Annotated in this window: 18 protein-coding genes; 11 read left to right on the forward strand and 7 right to left on the reverse strand. The window is 72.6% G+C overall.

The features are described from left to right. Positions 1-100: 100 nt before the first annotated feature. A complete protein-coding gene (locus tag ABD340_RS25605) occupies positions 101-1,942 on the forward strand; it encodes an alpha-L-fucosidase (protein WP_344592228.1) in 1,842 nt (613 codons plus the stop codon). 19 nt (positions 1,943-1,961) lie between these two features. Here ABD340_RS25605 and ABD340_RS25610 read toward each other — a convergent pair whose 3' ends face one another. Further along, entirely contained in the window at positions 1,962-2,642 is a 681-nt protein-coding gene (locus ABD340_RS25610; RefSeq protein WP_344592229.1) for a FadR/GntR family transcriptional regulator, read from the reverse strand. A gap of 113 nt (positions 2,643-2,755) precedes the next feature. On the opposite strand from ABD340_RS25610, the gene ABD340_RS25615 reads away from it, so the two are divergent. Genes ABD340_RS25615 through ABD340_RS25630 form a run of 4 tightly spaced genes read left to right on the forward strand, consistent with a single transcriptional unit; the run spans position 2,756 to position 7,060 of the window. Further along, positions 2,756-4,045 carry an ABC transporter substrate-binding protein gene (locus tag ABD340_RS25615; RefSeq protein ID WP_344592231.1) on the forward strand — a complete coding sequence of 430 codons (1,290 nt, stop codon included), beginning with the start codon at positions 2,756-2,758 and terminating at the stop codon, positions 4,043-4,045. Continuing rightward, positions 4,027-4,926 carry a carbohydrate ABC transporter permease gene (locus ABD340_RS25620; protein ID WP_344592232.1) on the forward strand — a complete coding sequence of 300 codons (900 nt, stop codon included), beginning with the start codon at positions 4,027-4,029 and terminating at the stop codon, positions 4,924-4,926. The genes ABD340_RS25615 and ABD340_RS25620 overlap by 19 nt, the downstream gene beginning before the upstream one ends. Further along, positions 4,923-5,756: a carbohydrate ABC transporter permease gene (locus ABD340_RS25625; protein WP_344592234.1), complete on the forward strand. Its 834-nt coding sequence runs from the start codon at positions 4,923-4,925 to the stop codon at positions 5,754-5,756. Before ABD340_RS25620 ends, ABD340_RS25625 begins: the two co-directional genes overlap by 4 nt. Continuing rightward, on the forward strand, positions 5,753-7,060 hold the full coding sequence (locus tag ABD340_RS25630) for a glycoside hydrolase family 36 protein (protein WP_344592235.1): 1,308 nt from the start codon (positions 5,753-5,755) through the stop codon (positions 7,058-7,060). The genes ABD340_RS25625 and ABD340_RS25630 overlap by 4 nt, the downstream gene beginning before the upstream one ends. Here the strand turns inward: ABD340_RS25630 and ABD340_RS25635 are convergent. Next, positions 7,026-9,155, reverse strand: a complete 2,130-nt coding sequence (locus ABD340_RS25635) for an MMPL family transporter (RefSeq protein ID WP_344592236.1) — start codon at positions 9,153-9,155, stop codon at positions 7,026-7,028. The two genes, ABD340_RS25630 and ABD340_RS25635, sit on opposite strands and share 35 nt — an antisense overlap. A 135-nt stretch (positions 9,156-9,290) precedes the next feature. Between ABD340_RS25635 and ABD340_RS25640 the strand changes: the two genes are divergently transcribed. The 4 genes from ABD340_RS25640 (at position 9,291) to ABD340_RS25655 (ending at position 13,050) form a co-directional block, all read left to right on the forward strand. Further along, positions 9,291-10,568 (forward strand): sensor histidine kinase, encoded by a 1,278-nt coding sequence (locus tag ABD340_RS25640; RefSeq protein ID WP_344592237.1) that lies wholly within the window; start codon positions 9,291-9,293, stop codon positions 10,566-10,568. Then, positions 10,565-11,242 (forward strand): response regulator transcription factor, encoded by a 678-nt coding sequence (locus ABD340_RS25645; RefSeq protein WP_344592239.1) that lies wholly within the window; start codon positions 10,565-10,567, stop codon positions 11,240-11,242. The genes ABD340_RS25640 and ABD340_RS25645 overlap by 4 nt, the downstream gene beginning before the upstream one ends. 66 nt (positions 11,243-11,308) lie before the next feature. Next, positions 11,309-11,590: a GYD domain-containing protein gene (locus tag ABD340_RS25650; protein ID WP_344592240.1), complete on the forward strand. Its 282-nt coding sequence runs from the start codon at positions 11,309-11,311 to the stop codon at positions 11,588-11,590. A 284-nt stretch (positions 11,591-11,874) separates the two neighbouring features. Further along, positions 11,875-13,050, forward strand: a complete 1,176-nt coding sequence (locus tag ABD340_RS25655) for an RNA polymerase sigma factor (protein WP_344592242.1) — start codon at positions 11,875-11,877, stop codon at positions 13,048-13,050. Between the two features lie 34 nt (positions 13,051-13,084). Here ABD340_RS25655 and ABD340_RS25660 read toward each other — a convergent pair whose 3' ends face one another. The 4 genes from ABD340_RS25660 to lanKC all read right to left on the reverse strand — a co-directional run bounded on the left by ABD340_RS25660 (position 13,085) and on the right by lanKC (position 19,321). Beyond that, positions 13,085-14,809, reverse strand: coding sequence for an ATP-binding cassette domain-containing protein (locus tag ABD340_RS25660; RefSeq protein WP_344592243.1), 1,725 nt, complete (start codon positions 14,807-14,809; stop codon positions 13,085-13,087). Further along, positions 14,806-16,485, reverse strand: a complete 1,680-nt coding sequence (locus ABD340_RS25665; RefSeq protein ID WP_344592244.1) for an ABC transporter ATP-binding protein — start codon at positions 16,483-16,485, stop codon at positions 14,806-14,808. The genes ABD340_RS25660 and ABD340_RS25665 overlap by 4 nt, the downstream gene beginning before the upstream one ends. Before the next feature lie 81 nt (positions 16,486-16,566). Then, entirely contained in the window at positions 16,567-16,656 is a 90-nt protein-coding gene (locus ABD340_RS48075; RefSeq protein ID WP_425547438.1) for a hypothetical protein, read from the reverse strand. Continuing rightward, positions 16,622-19,321, reverse strand: a complete 2,700-nt coding sequence (gene lanKC / locus ABD340_RS25670; protein ID WP_344592245.1) for a class III lanthionine synthetase LanKC — start codon at positions 19,319-19,321, stop codon at positions 16,622-16,624. Before lanKC ends, ABD340_RS48075 begins: the two co-directional genes overlap by 35 nt. Before the next feature lie 293 nt (positions 19,322-19,614). On the opposite strand from lanKC, the gene ABD340_RS25675 reads away from it, so the two are divergent. Next, entirely contained in the window at positions 19,615-20,142 is a 528-nt protein-coding gene (locus ABD340_RS25675) for a MauE/DoxX family redox-associated membrane protein (protein WP_344592246.1), read from the forward strand. Beyond that, a complete protein-coding gene (locus ABD340_RS25680; protein ID WP_344592247.1) occupies positions 20,139-20,621 on the forward strand; it encodes a hypothetical protein in 483 nt (160 codons plus the stop codon). Before ABD340_RS25675 ends, ABD340_RS25680 begins: the two co-directional genes overlap by 4 nt. Here the strand turns inward: ABD340_RS25680 and ABD340_RS25685 are convergent. Further along, entirely contained in the window at positions 20,504-21,577 is a 1,074-nt protein-coding gene (locus ABD340_RS25685) for an ArsR/SmtB family transcription factor (RefSeq protein WP_344592248.1), read from the reverse strand. The genes ABD340_RS25680 and ABD340_RS25685 overlap by 118 nt on opposite strands. Positions 21,578-21,579: the final 2 nt, after the last annotated feature.

The following is a 21,579-nucleotide window of genomic DNA, read 5'->3' on the forward strand; positions in this document are numbered from 1 at the left end:
CGCGGACACATTGTTAGATCCTCCGGGCTAGAGATCGGATCTCTTCGTCGACGTCGCCCGGTTCCCACTTCGGAGTAACGACAGTCGAGGAGGACGCACGATGTCCGGACGCATCCGACGAGGCACGACCGCCTTGCTCACGGCGGTGGTGATGGCCTGCGCCGGCGTCGCCGCCACCATGCCCGCCGCCCAGGCCGGGACGGGGCGCGCGGCGGCCGCACCGGCCGCTCAGCAGGAGCTGTTCCATCCGCGCCAGCGGTTCCTCCGCGGCTCCACGGGCGGGCTCTTCCTGCACTGGGGCATGCGGACGGCCCCCGGTTACACCGACTGCGCCGCCTGGGAGAAGGCGGTGACCGACGGCGGCTGGGACCCCGACTACTGGGTCCGGGAAGCCCAGAAGCTGCGCACCCAGTACCTGGTGTTCGCGTCCTTCCACAGCAGGCTCGGATACGCGCGGGCCTGGCCGTCGAAGGTGCCGGGCACGTGCAGCACCGAACGCGACTTCCTCGGCGAGTTGATCGCGGCGGCCAAGGCCCGCGGGCTCAAGGTCATCCTCTACATGACCGACGACCCCAAGTGGTACGCGGAGGGCCTGCCCGAAGGGCAGAGCTGGATGGACTCGGCCGCCTACTCGGCCTACAAGGGCAGGACGGTCGACCTGCACACCCGGCCCGGATTCGGCGAGTTCGGCTACGACAACTTCGTCGAGGCCATGGGCCGCTACCGCGACCTCGCCGGATTCTGGATCGACAACGACAACGAGTACTGGGAGGAGCAGGGGCTCTACGAGCGGATCCGCCGCGAACGGCCGGACCTGACGCTCAGCAACAACAACGAGGACACGCCGATCATGGACATGGTCAGCCATGAGCAGAAGGTCGGCATGACCCCGCCCTACGACTACCCGCAGGCGGTCTGGACCCCGCAGCCGCGGCTGACCGAGGGCGAGTGGAAGCTCCCCGTCCGCGGCGCGTGGTGGTACGACGGCACCGACTCGGAGGTCGACACCCGGGTCACGCTCGGCCGGATCATCACCAACGCGGGCTCGTCGATCAAGTCGCTGATGGCCGAGACCGCCATGGTGAACGGCCGCTTCCCCGCCAAGCAGGAGGCGTTCAACGACCTGGCCGCCGGTTATCTCGACCGCATATGGGAGTCGATCCACGACGTGGAGGGCGGCGGCTACATGTACGGAGGCCTGCAGCCCGGGTTCTGGAACGACGGCGCGCACGGCGTCACCACGGTCAGCAAGAAGGATCCGAACCGGCAGTACGTGCACGTGCTCACCAAGCCGTCCTCCGGCGACGCGGTGACGCTGCGCGACAACGGCCACAAGGTCGTGCGGGTGACGGACCTGCGCACGGGCAGGCGGATGCCGTTCTCCCAGTCCGGCGGCTCCCTCACCATCAAGGGCGTCACCGCGTGGGACGACTACGACACCGTGTTCCGCGTCGACACGGCCGGACGCCACGGCATCTATCCCCGGGGCGCGGTCGAGGCCACCGCGAGCGCCTCGGCCGACGGCTTCCCCGCCGCCGCCCTCGCCGACCGCGACTACCAGACGTGGTGGGACAAGGGCGACGCCCTGCCGGTCACGATCGACCTGCGGCTGCGGCGGCCGGGGCCCGTCCGCTATCTGGCGGTCAACCAGCGTGAATGGTCTCCCACGTACAACCGGGAGACGTTCGGGAGGCCCGAGGACTCCGCCCGCATCAAGGACTACAAGGTCTACGTCAGCGACGACGGGAAGAACTGGGGGCAGCCCGTCAAGACCGGCGTCTTGGAAAGCGCGCGCGGCGTGCGATTCATCGACCTCGACATTCGCAAGGCACGCCACGTGCGCCTGGAGGTCGACAGCATCTGGGCCGCCCCGAGCGCGCCGCGCTTCTACAACAAGCTGCAGATCGACGAGATCTACCTCGGCCGCGACCATGTCCGCTGAGACCGGCCGCGGTCGCGGCTCACGATTCGAGAAGCGTGCGGCGCAGCCACTGCTCGACCCCGGACACGTGCACCGTCGCCCACGCGCGCGCCACCTCGGGTTGACGGTCGGCGATGGCGTCGAGGATGGCGGTGTGCTCGGTGAGCGTGCGCTGCCAGGCGCCCTCCTGGGTCAGCCCGCGCCAGATGCGGCTGCGCATCGTCGGCCCCGCCAGGTTCTCCAGCAGCGAGCACAGCACCGCGTTCCCGGAGCACTCGGCGATGCGCCGGTGGAACTCCAGGTCGTTGGCGACCAGCTCGTCCGGGGTGGAGTCCGGGCCGACCCGGCCGAGATGGGCGCGCAACTCCGCGATCCGGTCGTCGGGCATGCGGGTGGCCGCCATCGCCATCGCCGGCGGCTCCAGGAGGCGGCGCACCTCGAAGAACTCCAGCACGCTCGCGTCGTGGTGGATCTCCACCGCGAAGCTGAGTGCGTCGAGCAGCAGCCGCGGCTCCAGGCTGGTGACGTAGGTGCCGTCGCCCTGCCGCACGACCAGCACCCGCATCAGCGACAGCGCGCGGATGGCCTCGCGCAGGGAGTTGCGCGACAGGCCGAGCTGCTCGGCCAGGTCCGCCTCGCGCGGCAGCCGGTCCCCAGGCCGCAACCGGCCGGAGACGATCATCTCCTTGATCTTCTCGATCGCCTCGTCCGTGACCGCCATGGCCCGCCCCCCAAAGGTCCGATGTCTCCGTTCCCGAGTATGCCCGCCCCGGTCGCCCGCCGCGCGCGACCGGCCGACAGCGGATCCAGCGCCGCCGACAAGAGGAGGACCCCATGAGAGCGGCCCGGCGGGCCGGGGCGGCGGCGCTGGCCGTCGTCCTGGGCCTGAGCGCGTGCTCGGTGAAGGGCGACCCCGGCACGGGGACGTCCGGCTCGGGCGCCAAGGAGATCACCTTCCTGGTGTTCGAGACCCCCAACCTGACCCCGCAGGTCTGGGACGCCAACATCAAGCGCGTCACCGACCGGCATCCCGACATCAAGGTCCGCAAGCTGGTCGCCCCGACCCAGGACCGCACGGCGTACGCCAAGCAGCTGCTCACCTCCGGGCAGTTCCCCGACGTCCTCGTCGCGATGTCGCCCACCGGGTTCGCCGAGTCCGGCAACCTGTACGCCTGGACGTCGCAGGAGCTGAAGGACTTCGCCTACCCGGGCAACGGCGCCGTGAAGGGCAAGGTCTACCAGCTTCCGGCCAACTCGCAGACGATCCCTGGCGTGTACTACAACAAGGACCTGTTCGCCAAGGCGGGCATCACCGCGCCGCCGCGGACCTACGCCGAGTTCCTCGACGCCTGCGCCCGTCTCAAGGCCAAGGGCATCACCCCGCTGGTGACCGGCAGCGGCCACGACGCGCTCGGACCGACGTGGGCCGGGATCCTCGGCACCGACGTCTACGCGGGGAATCCCCGCTGGATGCACGACCGCCGGGCCGGGAAGGTGCGGTTCACCGATCCCGGGTTCGTGAAGGGGGCGCAGAAACTGGCCGACCTGGCCGCCAAGGGCTACATCGACAAGCGCGACCTGTCACGCGACTACGCCGCGACGCAGCAGGCGTTCCTGGACGGCAAGGGCGCCATGTACGCGATGGGCAACTGGTTCGCCGCGGCGGCCGACTCACCCCAGACCAAGCCGAAGTTCGAGGTCGGCCAGTTCTCCTGGCCGTCCGACGACGGGCGCCAGGTGCTCCCCGTCTTCACCGGCGGCGGCCTGCTGGTCAACGCCAAGGCCAAGAACCTGGAGGCGGCCAAGCGGTTCGCGCTGGCCTACCAGCTCGACCGGACCAACCTGGACCAGTCGACCAAGAACGACGGCCTCATCCCCGCGGTGAAGGGCTACACGCCGCCGGCCGGCGGCGGCCCGGTGTTCCAGGCCGGTTACGAGATGTACCGGCAGGCGGAGCGGGCGCGGGCGGTCGTCCCGGCGTTCGGGTTCGAGTCCGGTGACGACGGCATGCCCGCGGGCGTGGTGGACAAGTGGGACGCGGCCGCCCAGGACCTGGTCACCGGTCGCAAATCCCCCCGGCAGGTCGCCGAATTCCTGGAGAACGAGTGGGCCAAGGCGTCCTGACGAAGCCGATCCTGCCGCGGCTGCGGCACTTCCTGGCGTTCGGCGCGCCCGGCATCACGGTCTACGCCTGCTTCGTGCTGGCGCCGATCGTGGTGAGCTTCGGCTACAGCCTGACCAACTACAACCCGTTCAGTCCACCGGCCGAGTACGTGGGGCTGCGCAACTACCGGCTGCTGTTCCAGGACCCCGAGTTCCTGCTGTCCCTGCGGGTGACGACGATCCTCACCGCCATCGTGGTCGTCGTCCCCAACGTGCTCGGGCTCGGCATCGCGCTGCTGCTGGACCGGCGCGGCTGGTTCTACAACGCGCTGCGCACGGTCTTCTTCACGCCGGTCGTGCTCAGCACGGTCGTGGTGAGCATCATCTGGATCCGGCTGATGGCCGACGACGGGCTGATCAACCAGGCGCTGCGCGGCGCCGGGGTGGACGACCCGCCGGGCTGGCTGTCCGACCCGGCGTACGCGCTCTACTCGCTGGGGATCATCATGTCGTGGCAGATGCTCGGCTTCTGCGTCGTGGTCTACCTGGCCGGCCTGCAGGGCGTCCCGCACGACCTGCGGGAGGCCGCGGCGATCGACGGCGCCGGGCCGGTCGCGCGGTTCCGGCACATCACCTGGCCGATGCTGGCGCCCGCGCTGACCATCAACACCGTGGTGCTGCTGATCTCGGCGTTCAAGATCTACGACCACGTCCAGGTGATCACCAAGGGCGGGCCGGGCGCGGGCACCACCGCGACGGTCGCCTACAACGTGATCCAGACCGGCTTCACCGCCAACCGCCAGGGCTACGCCTCGGCGATGGCCATCGTGATGCTGGTGATCATCGCGGTGGCCTGCGCCGTCGCGCTCAGGCTGCTGCAACGCCGGGAGGTTCAGCTGTGACCGGGGAACGGGCGCCATGGGCGCGGCCGGCGGCGGCGCTGGCGATCGCCGTCGCGTTCTTCGTGCCCCTGTACGTGGCGTGCGCCAACGTCTTCAAGCGGGGCTCGGAGATCGGCCCGCACCCGGCCGCGCCGCCGGTCCCGCCGACCCTCGACAACGTCCAGGCCGTGCTCACCCGTCCGGACCGGCTGTTCTGGGTGAGCCTGACCAACAGCGTCGTCGTCACCGCGCTGTCGGTGGCGCTGCTGACCGTGCTGTCGGCGATGCTCGGGCACTACCTCGTCCGCGCGCGGGGCCGGCGCTGGCCGCGGGCGCTGATGCTGCTCCTGCTGGCGGGCCTGATGATCCCGCCGCAGGTGATCCTGCTGCCGATCACCCGCGTGCTGGAGACGTTCCACCTCATGACGACGGTGCAGGGACTGGTGCTGTTCAACGTCGGCTACTACGTCCCGTTCGGGGTGTTCGTCTTCTCCGGCTTCATGCGGACGATCCCCGTGGAGCTGGAGCAGGCCGCGGCCATCGACGGGGCCGGCCGCTGGCGGGTCTTCTGGCAGGTGGTCTTCCCGCTGCTGCGCCCGGCCACCGCCAGCGTGCTGATCTTCCTCGGGGTGTGGATCTGGAACGACTTCCTCAACCCGCTGATCATCCTGGGTCCGGGCCAGGGCACCACGGTCACCACCGGGATCTACCGCTCGATCGGCCAGTACCAGGCCGACTTCGGCTCGGTGTTCGCGATGATGTTCCTGGCCACCCTGCCGGTCCTGGTCTTCTACCTGCTGCTGCAGCGGCATTTCGTCAAGGGCCTGACGGGAGGCGCGACCAAGGGATGATCCAGATCACGCAGGTGCCGGTCGACCCGGTCCGGGGACGGGTGTACGAGCACGGCTGGCAGAGCTGGAGCCCGTCCGCCGCCTACCCGGTCACCGCGACCGGCGAGCGGCCCCGCCAGGATCCCCGGCTGCAGACGATGTGCTGGCGCCCGGACCGTCCGGCACCCGGCCAGGGCTTCCAGGGCGAGGGCCTGCTGGCCGTCGAACCGGGCGACGGCTCCCCCGCCCGGCTCTTCGCCGCCCGCGACGGGCTCCTGGAGGTCCCCTCCGTCCGCGCGCGGCTGCACCGCGACCGGCTTGTCATCGAGGCGGACGGGCCCGTCGACGAGATCCCGCACCCCGGCGGCATCGAGGCGGCCCTGGCCCGCTGGGCGGACCTGTTCACCGAACGCGCCGGCGTCCGCCCGCCGCGGCCCGCCCCGACCGTCTGGTGCACCTGGTACCACTACTTCGGCGAGGTCACCGAGGCCGACATCGCCGAGAACCTCGCCGCCATCGCCGACCGCGGGCTGCCGGTCGAGGTGGTCCAGATCGACGACGGCTGGCAGGCGGGGATCGGCGACTGGCTCGACGACCGCATCGACCTGCCCGCGATGGTGTCCCGCATCCGGGCCGACGGCCGCCGCGCCGGCGTCTGGATCGCGCCCTTCCTCGTCGCCGCCGGCAGCGACCTCGCCCGCGCGCACCCGGAGTGGCTCGGCGGGGACGCCGGGCACAACTGGAACCGTCCCCTGCACGCACTCGACACCACCCACCCCGGCGCACGGGACCACCTGCGCCGGGTCTTCGCCCGCCTGCGCGACCTCGGCGTCGACTACTACAAGCTGGACTTCCTGTACGCGGGCGCGCTGCCGGGCCTGTCCGCCTACCGCGACGCCATCGCGCTGATCCGCGAGACGGTGGGCCCGGAGGCGTACCTGCTGGGCTGCGGGGCCCCGATCCTGCCCAGCGCCGGGCTGTTCGACGCGATGCGCGTCGGCCCCGACATCGGCCTCACCGTCGCCCCTCCCGACGGCGACCTGTCGCGTCCCTCGCAGCACGCCGCCACGATGACCACGGTCGCGCGGGCCTGGCAGCACGGCCGCCTGTGGGTGAACGACCCCGACTGCCTGATCGTCCGCCCCGCCGTGGAGGACCGCGAGGCGTGGGCCCGTACCGTCGAGCGGTACGGCGGCCTGCGCGCCTCCTCGGACCGGATCCTCGACCTGGACGACTGGGGCCTGGAAACGACCCGCCGCCTTTTGGCCGCTCCCCCGCCCCCCACCCCGTTCAAGTCGCCGCCTGCCGGCCGCCAGCGTCCGTGACCAGGTGGGGCAGCCGGCGGTCGAGCCAGCGGGGCAGCCACCAGTTCGCCCGGCCCAGCAAGGCCATGGCCGCGGGCACGAGCACCATGCGGACGATCGTCGCGTCGAGCACGATCGCCGTCGACAGCCCCAGGCCGAGCATCTTGACCAGCGGCGACGGGTTGGCGACGAAGCCGAGGAACACCACCGTCATGATCAGTGCGGCGGAGGTGATCACACGGCCCGTGCCGGCCATGCCGCGGGCCACCGACTCGGCGGTGTCGCCCGTGGCGTCGTAGTTCTCCCGGACGCGGGAGAGCAGGAACACCTCGTAGTCCATGGACAGGCCGAAGAGGACCGCGAAGAAGATGGTGGGCAGCGGGGACACGATCGGGATCGTCTCGTCCAGGCCGAACAGGTCCTTGAGCCAGCCCCACTGGAACACCGCGACCACGACGCCGTACGCGCCGCCGATCGACAGCAGGTTCATCACGACGGCCTTCAACGGCACCGCGATGGAGCGGAACACCACCATCAGCAGCAGGAAGGACGCGGCCAGGATCGCCGCGATGAAGATCGGCAGGGTGTCCGCGAGCTGCTCGGTGAGGTCATCGGTCATGGCGGTCAGGCCCGCCACGGAGACGTTCGCCGGGACGAGTTCGCGGACGCGGTCGAGGGTCCGCGGCGTCGCGGCGTCAGTGGCCGCGGTGGTGGGGATCGCGGGCAGCACGATCGTGTCCCCGGCGGCGGAGGCGCGCGGCTCGCCGACCGTCGCGATGCCGGGGTCGGCGGCGACGCGCGCGGACAGCGCGGGGATGTCCTGGGCGTCCGTGCCCTGACCGCGCAGGTCCGCGACGAGCAGCAGCGGAGCGTTGATGCCCGGGCCGAAGCCCTCCGCCAGCAGGTCGTAGGCGCGCCGGTGCGTGGTGCTGGCCGAGTCGTCGCCGGCGTCCGGGAAGCCCGTTCGCATCGACAGCGCCGGGGCGGCCAGCAGGGACAGCGCCAGGGACGCGACGATCAGGTACGGCCACGGCCGGCCGGAGACGCGGTGGGCGAAGCGCCACCAGGCCGTGTCCTCGGCCCGCTTGACGTGCCGCCGGCGGCCGGTGAGCCGCCAGGCGTCGACGCGGTCGCCGAGCAGCGCCAGCAGTGCCGGCAGCAGCGTGAGGGCGGCGGCCACGGCCAAGAGCACGACCAGCGAGGTGCTGAGACCGACCGAGATCAGGAAGCCCAGGCCGGTCAGCGAGAGGGCGGCCATCGCCACGACGACGATGCCGCCGGCGAACAGGACGGCGGAGCCCGCCGAACCCATGGCGTTCGACAGCGCGGTGGGGTTGTCCTCTCCTGCGGCCCGGTTCTCGCGGTAGCGGGCCATGATGAACAGGGCGTAGTCGATGCCGACCCCCAGCCCGATCATCGCGCCGACGGTCGGCGCGGCGGTGGAGACGTCCATCGCGCCAGCCAGCAGCGCGATGCCGCCCAGGCCGGCGGCGACCGTCACCAGGGCGAGCGCGACCGGGACCAGCGCGGCGACGACCGTCCCGAACGCGACGAGCAGCACCACCAGCGCGGCCAGCACACCGGCCGCCTCGGTGCCCGAGCTCACCGGCTCGGCGTTGATGAACGCCGCGTCGCCGCCGAGCTCCGCCGCGACGCCGGCGTCCCGTACCGGCTCCATCGCGTCGCTGATCGCGGCGAGCGGCGCCCCGCCGAGAGCGGTCGACGGCACGTCGAAGGAGATCTCGGCGAAGCCGATGCGACCGTCGGGCGACACCGTTCCCGCGGTGAACGGAGCGGCCGCCCTGGTCACGTGCGGCACCTCGGCGATCCTGGCGACGGCCGCGTCGATGGCCGCCCGGTGGCGGTCGAGCCGCTGCCCTTCCGGCACGGCGAAGACCGCCTTGGCGCCGCCGCCGGCCGCCTCGGGGAAACGCTCCTCGAGAAGCCGCGCGGCCTTCTCGCTCTGGCTGCCGGGAGCGACGAAATCGTCGGCGAACGTTCCGCCGGCGGCGCCCGCCAGCCCTGTGAGGAGGACGGCGGCGACCACCCACGCCCCGATCGTGGCCCATGGTCTGCGGGCAGCGGCGGCGGCGACACGACAGATGACGCGATGCATGACAGTGCTCCTGGGGACGACGAGTGCGCCGGTTCGGCGCCGTCTCCACCGTCCACGCCGGGAGCGGCGGGGTCGCCCCTCCACGGTCGGGAAGTCCCTCCGCCGCACGGCGGGTCGTACGCGGCCGACCGAGGCGTGCTCTCCCCCCAGGAGACGGAGGCCCGCCTCCGCCGCCAGACGGATGACCGCGAGTTCGGCCTGGCCTACGGTGTGGCCATGCCCGCCGAGACGGTGAACCGCACGGCGCCCGCCCCGAGCAGGTTCCGGGGCCCCTTCACCCGCTGGCCGCGCGCGGCGGACGCCGCTCTCGCGCTCGCGGTCTTCCTCGCGACGGTGTTCCTGATGGACGGACCCGGCGACGCGGTGTCCGTCCGTCCCATCGGCGACGTCCAGATCGGCGCCCTGCCGGTGTTCGCGGTGGGCGCCGCGGCGCTGTACTGGCGCCGCCGCCATCCGCTCGTCGTCGTCGGCGTGGCGGTGGCCGCCTGGGCCGTGACGCTCGTCGGCGTCGACGACAAGGACATGACCGGCATGGTCACGCTCATCGCCCTGTACAGCGCGGGCCGGTACTCCACCGAGGATCGATGGGGCCGGGCGGGAGTCGCCGCGGCCGTCCTGGTGGTCAACGTCGAAGGCGTCACCGCTCGGGCCCCGTGGGAGGAGGCCGCCGTCTACGGCACCATCGCCATGTTCGGGGTGTGGTACGTCGGGCGCCGCCTCCGGCTGCGAGCGGAGCGCGCCGCCCAGTCGCTGCGGGCACAGGCCGCCGAGGCCCACCGGATCGTAGCCGAGGAACGGACCCGCATCGCGCGCGAACTGCACGACGTGGTGGCCCATCGGGTGAGCCTCATGACCGTGCAGGCCGGCGCGGCCAGGGCCGTGGCCTCCGAGGACCTCGACGGCGCCCTGCGGGCGATGGGAGCGGTGGAGGAGGCGGGCCGCCAGGCGCTCGGCGAGCTGCGCCACCTGCTCGGGGTCCTCCGCCCGGAGGCCGGCCTGGACGGGCTGGGTCCCCAGCCCGGTCTCGCGGATCTCCCCCGGCTCGTCGAGCAGATCCGCAAGGCCGGAGTGGAAGTGTCGCTGTCGGCGGACGGCGCGCCGGCCGAGCTTCCGGCGCGCGTGGACCTGTTCGCGTACCGCATCGTCCAGGAGGCGCTCACCAACGTGCTGAAACACGCCGGACCGGGCGCCCATGCCGAGGTGCGGCTCGGCACCGACGGGGACGCGATCGTCATCGACGTGCTGGACGACGGCCGCGGCCCCGTGCCCGGACCGGCGGCCGCAAAGGGCCACGGCATCATCGGGATGCGGGAGCGGGCACTACTGTTGGGCGGCACCCTCGACGCTCACCCGCGCCCGGGCGGCGGGTTCCGCGTCGCAGCCCACCTGCCCACCGGAGGAGAGCCGGCGTGAGCATCCGGGTCGCCGTGGTCGACGACCAGGCGCTGGTCCGCGGCGGCTTCGCCATGATCTTGCGGGTCCAGGCCGACATCGAGGTGGTCGCCGAGGCCGGGACCGGGCTGGAGGCGATCGAGGTGGTGCGCCGGCACCGTCCCGACGTCGTCCTCATGGACATCCGGATGCCCGGCATGGACGGCCTGGAGGCGACGTCCCGGATCATGGCCGAGGCCGACTGGAACGTCCGCGTGCTGATCCTGACCACCTTCGACCCCGACGAGTACGTCTACCGGGCCCTGCGCGCCGGTGCCGGCGGCTTCGTGCTCAAGGACATCCCCGCCGACCAGCTCGCCGGCGCCGTCCGGACGGTGGCCGACGGCGGGGCGCTGCTGGCCCCGTCGATCACCCGGCGCCTCATCGGCCGGTTCACCGAGCGCCTCACCGTCAATGCCACCGTCGCCGGCCGGCTGGACCGCCTCACCGAACGGGAGCACGAGGTGCTGACCGCCGTCGCGCGGGGGGCCAGCAACTCGGAGATCGCCAAGGAGCTGTTCATCGGCCCCGCCACCGTCAAGTCGCACGTGTCGGGCATCCTCACCAAACTCGGCCTGCGCGACCGCACCCAAATGGTGATTTTCGCGTACGAGAGCGGCCTCATCAGAGCCGGCGACCACGACATCGGCCATTGAAAACCCCGGCGGATTGATTTCGCGGAACGGGGGAAGGTAGCCGCCGACATCGATCGGGGGGGGATCATGCCTACTTACGTCGTGCTGTACAAGTGGACGGATAAAGGCCGCAGCGACGTGGCCACGCTGCCGGACCGCGTCGCCCAGGTCAGCAGCCGCTTCCAGGAGATGGGAGGAAGGGTTCACGGCATCTACCTGACAATGGGGCAATATGACCAAATTGCCATACTAGAGGCGCCGAACGACGAAACCATCGCCCGTTTCGCCGCCTACATCGCCGGCCGAGGAAATGCCGGCTCCGAGACGCTGCGCTGCTTCTCCATGGAAGAAATGCGCGAACTTCTCTGACCCGCCATCCGGCACACGCGATCGCAGCGGTCGTCGCGGGTCGGCCTCGCCGACCCGCTCCGCCGGGGAGGCGAGCCGACAGAAATCTTCGCAAATCACCACGATGATGACAGGACACAACCAACCCGCTACTCCGCGTGGAATTCATCACACTCAGCCATCAATCGCTTCGCATCCGTCGCACTGGTGCACTACAGTCCCGTGACCAGGCGTGCCATGGAAGGCCGTCCCTTTTGTCCGATTTCGGAACGGCTGCTCCCACGGCCACCTCATGAGGAGGTCACATGCGCGGAGACCTGAAGACCCTCTACGACGCCCACGCACACCGCCTGTACGCGCACTGCTGGTCGCTGCTCGGCGACCGGCGCGCGGCCGACGCGCTCAAGGACACCTTCACGCAGGCGATGCACCAGCCGCCGCGCGACGAGACGGTGCTGTGGCTGCACCACCTGGCGCGTACGGTCTGCTCCGAGCGGGGGGCGTTCGACCGCCGGGCCCGTCCCGTCTTCACCCAGGCCGCCACCGACCCGCTGCTGAGCGCGGTCGCCAGCCTGCCCGCCGATCACCGCGAGGCGCTGCTGCTTTCCGCGGGTGAATGGCTCGAGCTCCGCGACATCGCCCGCGTTCTGCGCTGCTCGCCGCTCAGCGTCCGCGAACTGCTGCACGAGGCGCGCACCGCGCTGGAACGCGCCGTCCTGGACGCCCTCATGCGCGGCGCCGCCGACCCCGCCAAGCACATGGACGTCATCGAGGCGTTCGAAAGGGGACGGCTTCCGCACCTTCTGGCCCGCCGCGTGCCCGCGTGGGCGCCCGCCCCGCTGCGCGACCAGGTGCTCGCCGCCGCCGACCCCGAGCGTGATGAGATCGGCGACGCCCCCGCGGAGCCCGCCGCCGCCCCGACCGACCGAGTCGTCGTGATCGGCTCCGAAGCCGGCCCGGAACGGGAGCGTCCCCGCCGCCGCAAGGCGGCCCTCAAGGGTGTCGGCGGCGTGGCCGGGGTGGCCGCCTCGGTCGCGGCCGGCCTGATGCTGACCTGGCCGTCCGGTGGCGGTGACGCGGCGAACGCCCTCGGGCCGGCCGACGGCAACACCCGTCCCGGCCCCGCCCCGGTGGGCAGCGTCACCGAGCAGCCGACGGAAACCCCGAAGAGTCCGGACGGCGGCCAGAAGGACACCCCTGCCCCGACGCCGACGGCCAAGGAGCGGACCCCCGTCACCGAGGAGCCCTCGGGTTCGGGCGGCGCGACCGGCTCGACGAAGTCCCCGAAAAACGACACCCCTGCCCCGTCCAAGCCCTCCGGCGGCTCGTCGAGCTCGCAGCAGGCCCCGACCCAGCCTGCGCCCCCGCGGGAGGAGCCCGAGCGGCGTCCGGACGGCTCGCTCAAGCCCGTCACCGACATCGTCGATTCCATCACCTCCCCGATCGTCGGGGGCCTGACAGGCCAGCAGTCGGGGGACTAACCACCTCCCCCGTCGTCCTGCCGCGGACCACCGGTCAGCGGGCTCGGCCGTGGCTCGGTCCGCCGGTGTGGGCGGGTGGCCGGTGCCAGGTGCCGTGGAGGGTGGCGTAAAGGGGGGAACGGGCCAGCAGGGTCGGGTGGTCGGCGAGCAGCGTGCGGGGGCCGTCCATCACCAGGATCCGGTCGGCGCGGCGGGCCGAGGTGAGCCGGTGGGCGATGACGATGAGCGTGCCGGGACGGCGGCGGAAGGCCGCTTCCACGCGGGCCTCGGCGGGTGGATCGAGGTGGCAGGTGGCCTCGTCGAGGACGACGACCCGCGCCGGGGACAGCCAGACGCGGGCGAGGGCGATGAGCTGGCGTTCGCCGGGCGTGAGCCCGCGGGGCAGCAGGGCTTGCGTGCCTCCCAGCCGGTCGCGGAGGGGGCCCAGGCCCACGGCGGCCACGGCGGCGTCGAGCTCGTCCGGGGTGGCGGAGGGACGTAGGTAGGCGAGGTTGTCGGCCAGGGCGCCCGCGAAGACGTACGCCTCCTGGGGGATGATCGCCACGGTGCGGCGCAGCCAGGCGGGGTCGGCCTCCGGGAGGGTGACGCCGCCGATGGAGACCGTTCCGCGCTGGGGTGCGGTGAGGCCGCAGAGGAGGTCGGCGAGAGTCGATTTGCCGACGCCGCTCGGGCCCACGATGGCCAGGTGGGAGCCGGGTGTAAGGGTGAACGAGAGGTCGTGGACGACGGGCTCGGCACCGGCGCCGTAAGCGAAGGTGACACCGTCCAGGACGAGGGTGTCGTCCGGGGCGGTCCTGGTGCCGGCCGGTTCCGGGACGTCGGTGGTGGCGGCGGCCTCTTCCAGGCGGCGGAGGGTCACGGCGATCTCCACTCCGGAGCCGCCGGTGGTGTGGACGGCGGCGCGGAGCGCGGGCTGCAGGTTGGTGATGACGTAGGTCAGCGCGCCGAGGACCTCCCCGGGGCTGAGGTGGCCCGAGCGGACCAGCCAGGGCGCGGCCAGCAGCACGACGAGCAGGGCGAGCTGTCCGCCCGTCAGGGCGAGCCCGACCCGAAGCGCGTCGGCGCGGCCCACGGCGCGTTCGGCGCGGGCCTGGGCGGCGATGTCGGCTCGGGCGTCGGCGAGGGCCCGGGACTCCGCGCCGCAGGCGACGACGTCGCGGATCGCGCCGCAGACGCGGCCGGCCGACCCGGCGACCCGTTCCTCGGCGAGCAGGAGGGCACGCCGCCGTTCCACCAGGGAGGGCAGCATCCAGACGATCAGCAGCAGCGACAGGAGCACCGGCGGAACGATCAGCAGGGCGACCGCGGGCGCGAGGAGGAGCAGCCCGGCGACGGCCGCCAGGACGGTGAGGACCACCTGCTGCAGGCCCTGCAGCAGCCCGGCGGCGTTGTCCCGGACGGTCTCGGCGTGTTCGGAGATCCTGGCGACGACGCCGGGGTCCGGGCGCTCGCCGGACACCAGGCGGCGCAGCGTCCCGGTCACCACCCGCCGGACGAGCCGGTCGCGCATCGGCTCGACCACCCGGCTCAGCGCGGACGGGACGTACCGGGCGCCGATCGAACCGGCCACCATGACGGCGCCGAGAACGGCCAGCCAGGCCACGCCGGTCCAGGGCCGTTCGCGCAGGAAGCCGCGGTCGGCGGCGAGGGCGACCAGCCGCCCGGACACGAGCGCGGGCAGGGTCGTGACCGTGGACCAGGCCAGGACTGCGAGCACCGCACGGCGCTGGCCGCGGAGCATTTCGCGGACCGCGGTCATCGGTCGTTCTCCGGGACGGAGAACTGCGCGCGGTAGCGGGGATCGGCCCAGAGTTCGCGGTGCGGGCCGAGCGCGCGGACCCGGCCGTCGTCGATCCAGGCGACCAGGTCGGCGTGCGCGGCCGTGCCCGCCCGGTGCGCGACGACCAGGCGGGTGCGGGCGTTGGCATCGGCGAGCGCGGCCTCCACCTGGGCCTCGGTGACCGAGTCGAGGCTGGAGGTGGCGTCGTCGAGGACCAGCAGCCGGGCGTCGCGGACCAGCGCACGGGCCAGGCCGAGGCGCTGGATCTCACCACCGGACAGCGGGGCGTCCCGGAGCGGCGTCGCGGTTCCCTCGGGCAGCAGCCGGACGAAGCCGTCCGCGCGGGCGCGGGCCAGGGCGAGCTCGACGCGGCCCGCGGGCAGCGGGCCCGCCCCATAGGTGATCGTGTCGGCGACGGTCGTGCCGAGCAGCTCGGGTCGTTCGAAGGCGTGCGCTATGGCGCCGCGCAGCGCGGTGGGCTCCAGGTCCGCCAGGGGGACGCCGTCCAGCAGCACCTCCCCCGAGTCGGGTGTGATCAGCCCTCCGGCCACCCGGGCCAAGGTCGTCTTGCCCGCTCCCGAACGGCCGACCACCGCCAGCGACCACCCGGCCGAGACGGTCAGGTCCACCTCGTGCAGCAGCGGCCCGTCCGGGCCCAGCACGGTCACGCCGCGCAGTGACAGCTCCCCCTGCCCGGGCGGCAGTGGACGGCCCCCCGGCAGTGGAACGGGCACGTGGAGCACGTCGGTGACGCGTCGCACCCCGGCGCGCAGCCGGGCCAGGCGGAGGAGGAACGGCACCTGCGCGAGGATCGTCAGGGCCATCGGCGCGTAGCCCGCCACCGCGATCATCGACCCCGGGGTCGTGCGGCCCGCCATCACGCCCTGCCCGGCGACGGCCAGCGCGGCCAGGCCGGTGAGGGGGACGAGCAGCGTTCCCTGCCCCTGCATCCGCCCGAACGCCCGCCACAGCGCGCGGCCCGAGCCGGCCAGTTCGGGGAGCGGCGCGAGGACGCGGTCGGCCTCGCGGCGCCAGGTGCCCGCGCCGCGGATGGTGCGGACGCCCGTCTGCGCGTCGAGCATCCGCGAGGAGATCTCGGCCTGCAGTTCCTGGTAGCGCGTCGACAGGTCGGTGGCGCGGCGGACGAACAGCCGCATCAGCACCAGCCCGAGCGGGACGGCCGCGCTCACCGTCGCCACCAGCCGCCAGTCGATGAGCCAGAGCGCGATCAGGCCGCCGATCGACATCCCCAGGCCGCCGACGCCGCTCACGGCGACCACCATCATCTTCGCGGCCTGCGGCGCGCCGGTGACGACGCGGCTGCTGAGGTCGCCCGCGCCGAACGAGCGTTCCGCGGCGGTGCCGTGCGCCAGTACCCGTTCCAGCAGCAGTGACCGCAGCCGCCCCGTCGCGTCCGCGGTGCAGTACGCCTCGGCCGCCTTGATCCCCGCGCCCCCCAGCACCGCGCCGGCCAGCAGCACCGCGAGCCGGAGCGTCGGCGCGCCGCCGGACCCGCCGTCGAGGACGGAGTCGGCCGCCGCGCCGACGGCGCCGGGCAGCAGCAGCGTGCAGGCCACGTTGAGCGCGGTGGCCGCGACCAGGGCCACGGGTCCGGCGGGCGCCGCGCACACGACTCGGAGCAGGCGGTGATCCATGTGCCCTCAAGCTCCTCACGCACCAAGGGGCCGTCCGGGGCGGGCGATGCCACCCCGGACGGCCCGGTCATTTCAGCAGGTTCAGCAGCAGTTGGAGAAGCTGCCGGTGCTGCAGCACTCCCACCAGCTCAGGTTGCTACGAGTGGCGTTGGGAGCCTGCTCGACCTCCATGCCCTGCAGTTCGAGAATCAGCGCCATGTCGGAATTCACCTCCTCTGGAAAGGTCGTCATCCGCCCCTGCCCCGGGCTTGAGGAAGGGGAGTCCAAGTGATCGGCCGGAGAGCGCGCCGCCGAGGCTGAGCAGCACACCGGCCGTTCCGGTGCCGAGGTCCATCGAGAGCCGGAGGAGCTGGTCGCCGATGAAGGCGGTCCGCCCCTGGTCGTCGGCCTCGGCGTCCCGTCCCCGGTAGGAGATGGCGTGCCACCCGATGTTGCGCAGGTGGCGCCGTACGATCGGGTCGTCGGGGCGCGCCCCGGTGTGCAGCAGATAGGCGAGGATGCCCGCACGCCCGTTGAACAGCCCGCTCTGCACGAAGTACGCGGCCTCGGCGGCGCGCCGGACCCCGACCTGGGCCTCTTCGAACTCGGGCTGCGGCCGGTGCCGCAGGTACTCGTGCAGGACGATCCCGACACCCACGCTGCCGGTGGCCAGGTACGGGACGAGCCGCCAGCCCTCGTCCACCTGCAGCGTCCGGTCCTTCTCGGTCCACTTGCAGCCGTCCAGGTCGCGGCGCAGCAGCCGTTCCGCCTCGTCGAGCAGGGCCTCGTCGCCCGTCTCCTCGTAGAGCCGGATGAGGAAGAGCGCCTGCCCCGAGGGCCCGTACATCAGCCCGCCCCGGGACGGCGCGCCCGTCGCGGCCCGCCCGGTGCCCACCATCCGGTCGGCGATCTTCTCGGCCATGCGGGTGAACGAGCCGTCGCCCGCCGACCGGGCGAAGTGCAGGTGCGCGAGCCCGATGCCGGCCAGGCCCCGGTAGAGCGAGTCGTCGACGGCGTCCGGCGGCTCACCGGCGCCCGCGAAGATCTCCGCGGCGGCGGCCGGCCGGCCGAGCCGGTCCAGCGCGTAGGCGACGCCCGCGAGGCCGTTGTAGAAGCCGGGCGCGGGCCGTTCTACACCGGCGATCGCCTCCACCAGCCAGTTCTCGTGCTCGGGGAAGCGGCCCTCGCCCGTCTCCGCCAGCGCCCAGAGGACGCCGGCCGCGCCGTGGCCGAACCCGATCCCGCCGCCGGTGCCGACGAACTGCTCGATGTCGCCGGGGAAGAGCCGGTCGGCGCGTTCCGGGGTGGCGGCCGACAGGACCGCGCGGGCCAGGGAGGAGCGGAGCCGTTCCCAGCCGGACGGCTCCGGGTCCGGCCAGACGCGCGACGGGCCCTCCGGGGCGGGGCGTTTCAGGTCGGCCCGGACCTTTTCCGCGTAGTCGGCGGGCAGCGGGAACTGCTCGGTGACGACCTCGATGAACTGCTCGAACTTGCGGTCGTCCCAGCGGAGCAGCGCGGTGAGGGACATGAACATCGCCAGCCGCATGCAGCCCAGCGCGTACCGGTCCGAGGCGACCCCCGTGAATCCGGGCGGCGCCTGGTAGCCGGGGGCGCCGAGCGCCGGACGCTCCGCCTCGTCCGCCTCGTCGACCAGCTCGAAGTCGACGAACACGATCGAGTCGTCCGGGCGCACGATGATGTTGCCCGGGTGCAGGTCGCCGAAGACCAGGCCGCGGCCGTGCAGGTCGTCCAGCGCCGTCTCGACCCGATCGAGGATCGCCAGGGCCCAGCCCGCGTAGTCGGCGATCTCCTCGTCGGTGGCGCCGAGGTGCAGGATCGGATTGCGGAGGATCATCAGGTGGTTGAGGGTGTCGCCCTCGATGTACTCCCGGACAAGGAAGTCGTGCTCCCACCACTTCCGGTGCTCGACCATGTCGGGGACGTACGGCAGATGCCCGAAAGCCTCCAGGAACCGGCGTTCCCGCTCCAGGCGGGCGACCGCGTCGTCCTCCTTGCCGTCCAGCCCCGCCAGCGGCCGCGCCTCCTTCACCAGCACCGCGCGGCCGGTCTCGGCGTGCGAGGCCCGGTAGAGCCCGCCGCCGTTGGAGAAGTGCAGCGCCTTCTCGATCCGGTAGGGGAACGGCTCGGCCCCGGACGCGTCGCGACCGGCGATGGCCACCCGGAGGAAATCAGGGACCTCCACCCATTCGGGCACGCGGAATACCGGCTCGCGGAGGTCGGGGACCAGGCGTCCGTCCAGGTCCTCGATCGCGGGAACCAATTCCCCTTCATCGGTGCGGCAATACCGTTCCCGGATTCCGCCGTAACGGACGAAGAGCGGGCCCTTGTTCCAGCGGAGATCGCTCAGGATGTACGGGCCGGGGCGGCCGTCGAGAAGCACATCGAGTTCGCGGAGCGTCCGTTCGAGAATGATCTCGTCGGCGGGGTAGATGGTGATGAACTTTCCGCTGCCCCCGCGCTCGGCGTACTTGCTGTTGCGCACCCACAGGATGCGCCGGCTGCGCAGGAACTTGAACACGATCCCGTGCTCGAAGCAGTAGCGGGAGACGATGTCCAGGACCTCGTCGGCGGTGTCGAGGCCGGACGAGACATGGATCTTCCACCCCTGGTCGGCCAGCGTGTTCTGGCCGTGGCCTTGGACCGTCCACACGCCGCGCGGCTCGCGCCACCAGCCCTCGGGCACCGGTCGCGCCGCCGCGTATCCGTCCGCGCCGGCCTCGTCCGCAGGGCCGCCGGGAGCACCGGGAGCGCCCTCCACGGCCGTTCCGCGGCCCGCGGCAGGCGAGTCGTAGAAGAGCGGATCGGCCATGGCAAAGGCGTGATACCGCAGATCCAATGCACTACCCCATTCTGTTGCCGGCCGTCGGCGAAACCGTCACTCATTGGCGGGGTTCGCGGTTTCGTCGATCGGCTCCGACTGATGACAAGCTTGCGCGAAGCGGCGGAATACAGCCACGCACTTCGGTCAGCCCCGAAACGAGCAGGTCAGCCCGGGTGGGCTCGGGAAGGGTAAGGAGATTGACCACGGGCGGCGCCTGCCGATCCGGCCGGGGCGCGGTTATAGTCCCCCGGGTGAACCGGACGGGAGGCTTTTCCGATGGCACTCTTGAAAATCTTGAATAAGATCCGATGGGCGTTCTGATCGGCGCCGGCCTGGCGGCGGTGACCACGCTCGTGCTGCTGGCCGGGGCCGCGGGGCACGTGCTCAGGCCGGACGCGCTGCGGGACGCGCTGCGCGCGCACGAGACCGTCCCGGCGCGGCTGGTCGTCCCGGTGGCCGTGGCGGTCCCGGTGGCGGAGGGAGGCGCCGCCCTGCTCGGGGCGTTCGCCCTCTTCACGGGGTGGCCCGCGGGTCTGAGGACCGCCATGGCCTGGTCCGCCGCGCTGCTCGCGTGCTACGGCGCCTACGCCTTCGTCGTGGCAAGGTCCCGCTCGGGGGTCCCGTGCGGATGCTCGGCCGACGGGACGCCGATGACCGGCTGGGTCGCGGCGCGCGCCGCCGTGCTGGGACTGCTGAGCGCCGTGGCGGCCGTCGCCGCGGACTCCGCGGCGGACCTGGACGGCGGTCGCCTGGCGACCGTGCTGCTGGCCGGCGGGGTGTTCGGCATGCTGCTGTGGGAGCTGCCGGTGACGATGTCCCGGGGAGTCCCGCGATGAGCTTCGCCGAGGCCGCCGACCTGCTCTCCTGGACGGGACTCCTGCTGCTCGCCCTCGTCGCCGCCAGGCTCGGCCGCCGGGTGCGGGCGCTGGAGGCGCGCGTCCCCGAGCTGGGGCTCCCCGCGGGCGCCCGGGCCCCGGCGCTCGACCGGCTGCGGGTCGGGCGGGACGGCCCCGCGCTGCTGCTGTTCCTCAGCTCCGGTTGCGGCGCGTGCCCCGTCGTCCTCGACGAGGCGCTGTCCATCGCCGCGGCCGGTACGTCCGTTCCGATGCACGCGGTGTTCCCCGACGAGGCGCTGCCGATGCGCGGCAGGGAGCACCTCGTCCAGGTGCACACCGGCGAACGGTCGCTGCTGGCGGACTACCGGGTGCCGAGCACGCCCTTCGCCGTGCTCGTCGCGTCGGGCCGGGTGCGGCGCGCCGAGCCGATCCGCTCACCGGACGTGCTGCGTGAGCTGGCCGTCCCCAACTCCCCCTGACGAACCGCCCCGGCGGCCGGCCACCGGTGGGGCTCGTTCAGGCGTGCCGGGCGCTCGCCATTGTGGAAGAGGGCGGCGCCCAGCGGGGTGATGCTGTGCATCACCTGGCGCCCCATCCGGCCGGTGATGATGAGGCCCGCCTCGCGAAGGATCTTGGCGTGCTCGCTGGCCGTGGAGAGCGTGACGCCGAGCCGCCGGGCCAATTCGGTGGTCGTCGTCCCCCCGATGACCCCCTGCAGGGCCGCCGCCCGGGTGGGGCCGAGCAACGCCGCCAGCGCGTCGGGGTGCCCATCGCACGGGCCGTCGGGGACGGTCAGCGGGCCCGCGAATTCCGTGGAGGCGGGGAAGAACAGCACGGGCGGCTCGTCGGCGGACTCCTTGACAACCGACTCGCGCCCGCAGAAAACCGACGGCGCCAGAATCATCCCGCGCCCGTCCAGCCGCAACTCCCGATGCCCGTGGTAATGCAGCTTGAGCGTGCCGGAATTCCAGCCGATGTCGACCGCCAGGGTCGAGAGGAGCCGTTCGACTCCCCCTTCGGCGATGACGCGGAGCCGGCACGAGCGATCGAGATCGATCCTCGCCTGGATGCGCTCCCAATAGGGGGCTATTCCAGCGTGGTGGTAATCCCGGAGAGCGCGCTCCAGGGTCTTCATCATTCGCGGGTCGCGGGCCGCCAGGGCCGAGACCCAGCCGGGCGGACGCCCCTTCCACGAGAGCCCGGCCAGATCCCGCGCGATCCGCTCCCCTGGGGTCGCGAGCACCGAGGCGAGGCCCTCCTCCCATGTCGCCGCACCCTCTTCGGGCATGAGGAACCCGGCGAACGCCCCGCTCGGCGGGCACAGCGGAAGAAGCGGCGTCCACGCCGAGGCGGGCACCCGTTCCTTGGTCCTGGTGCGCCATCCTCCCAGCAGGGCGTTGCGTGAACGTTCACGCAGCGCGCGGATGCTCAGCATCG

This window comes from Actinomadura vinacea (assembly GCF_039532545.1).
In the GTDB taxonomy this organism is placed as follows: domain Bacteria; phylum Actinomycetota; class Actinomycetes; order Streptosporangiales; family Streptosporangiaceae; genus Spirillospora; species Spirillospora vinacea.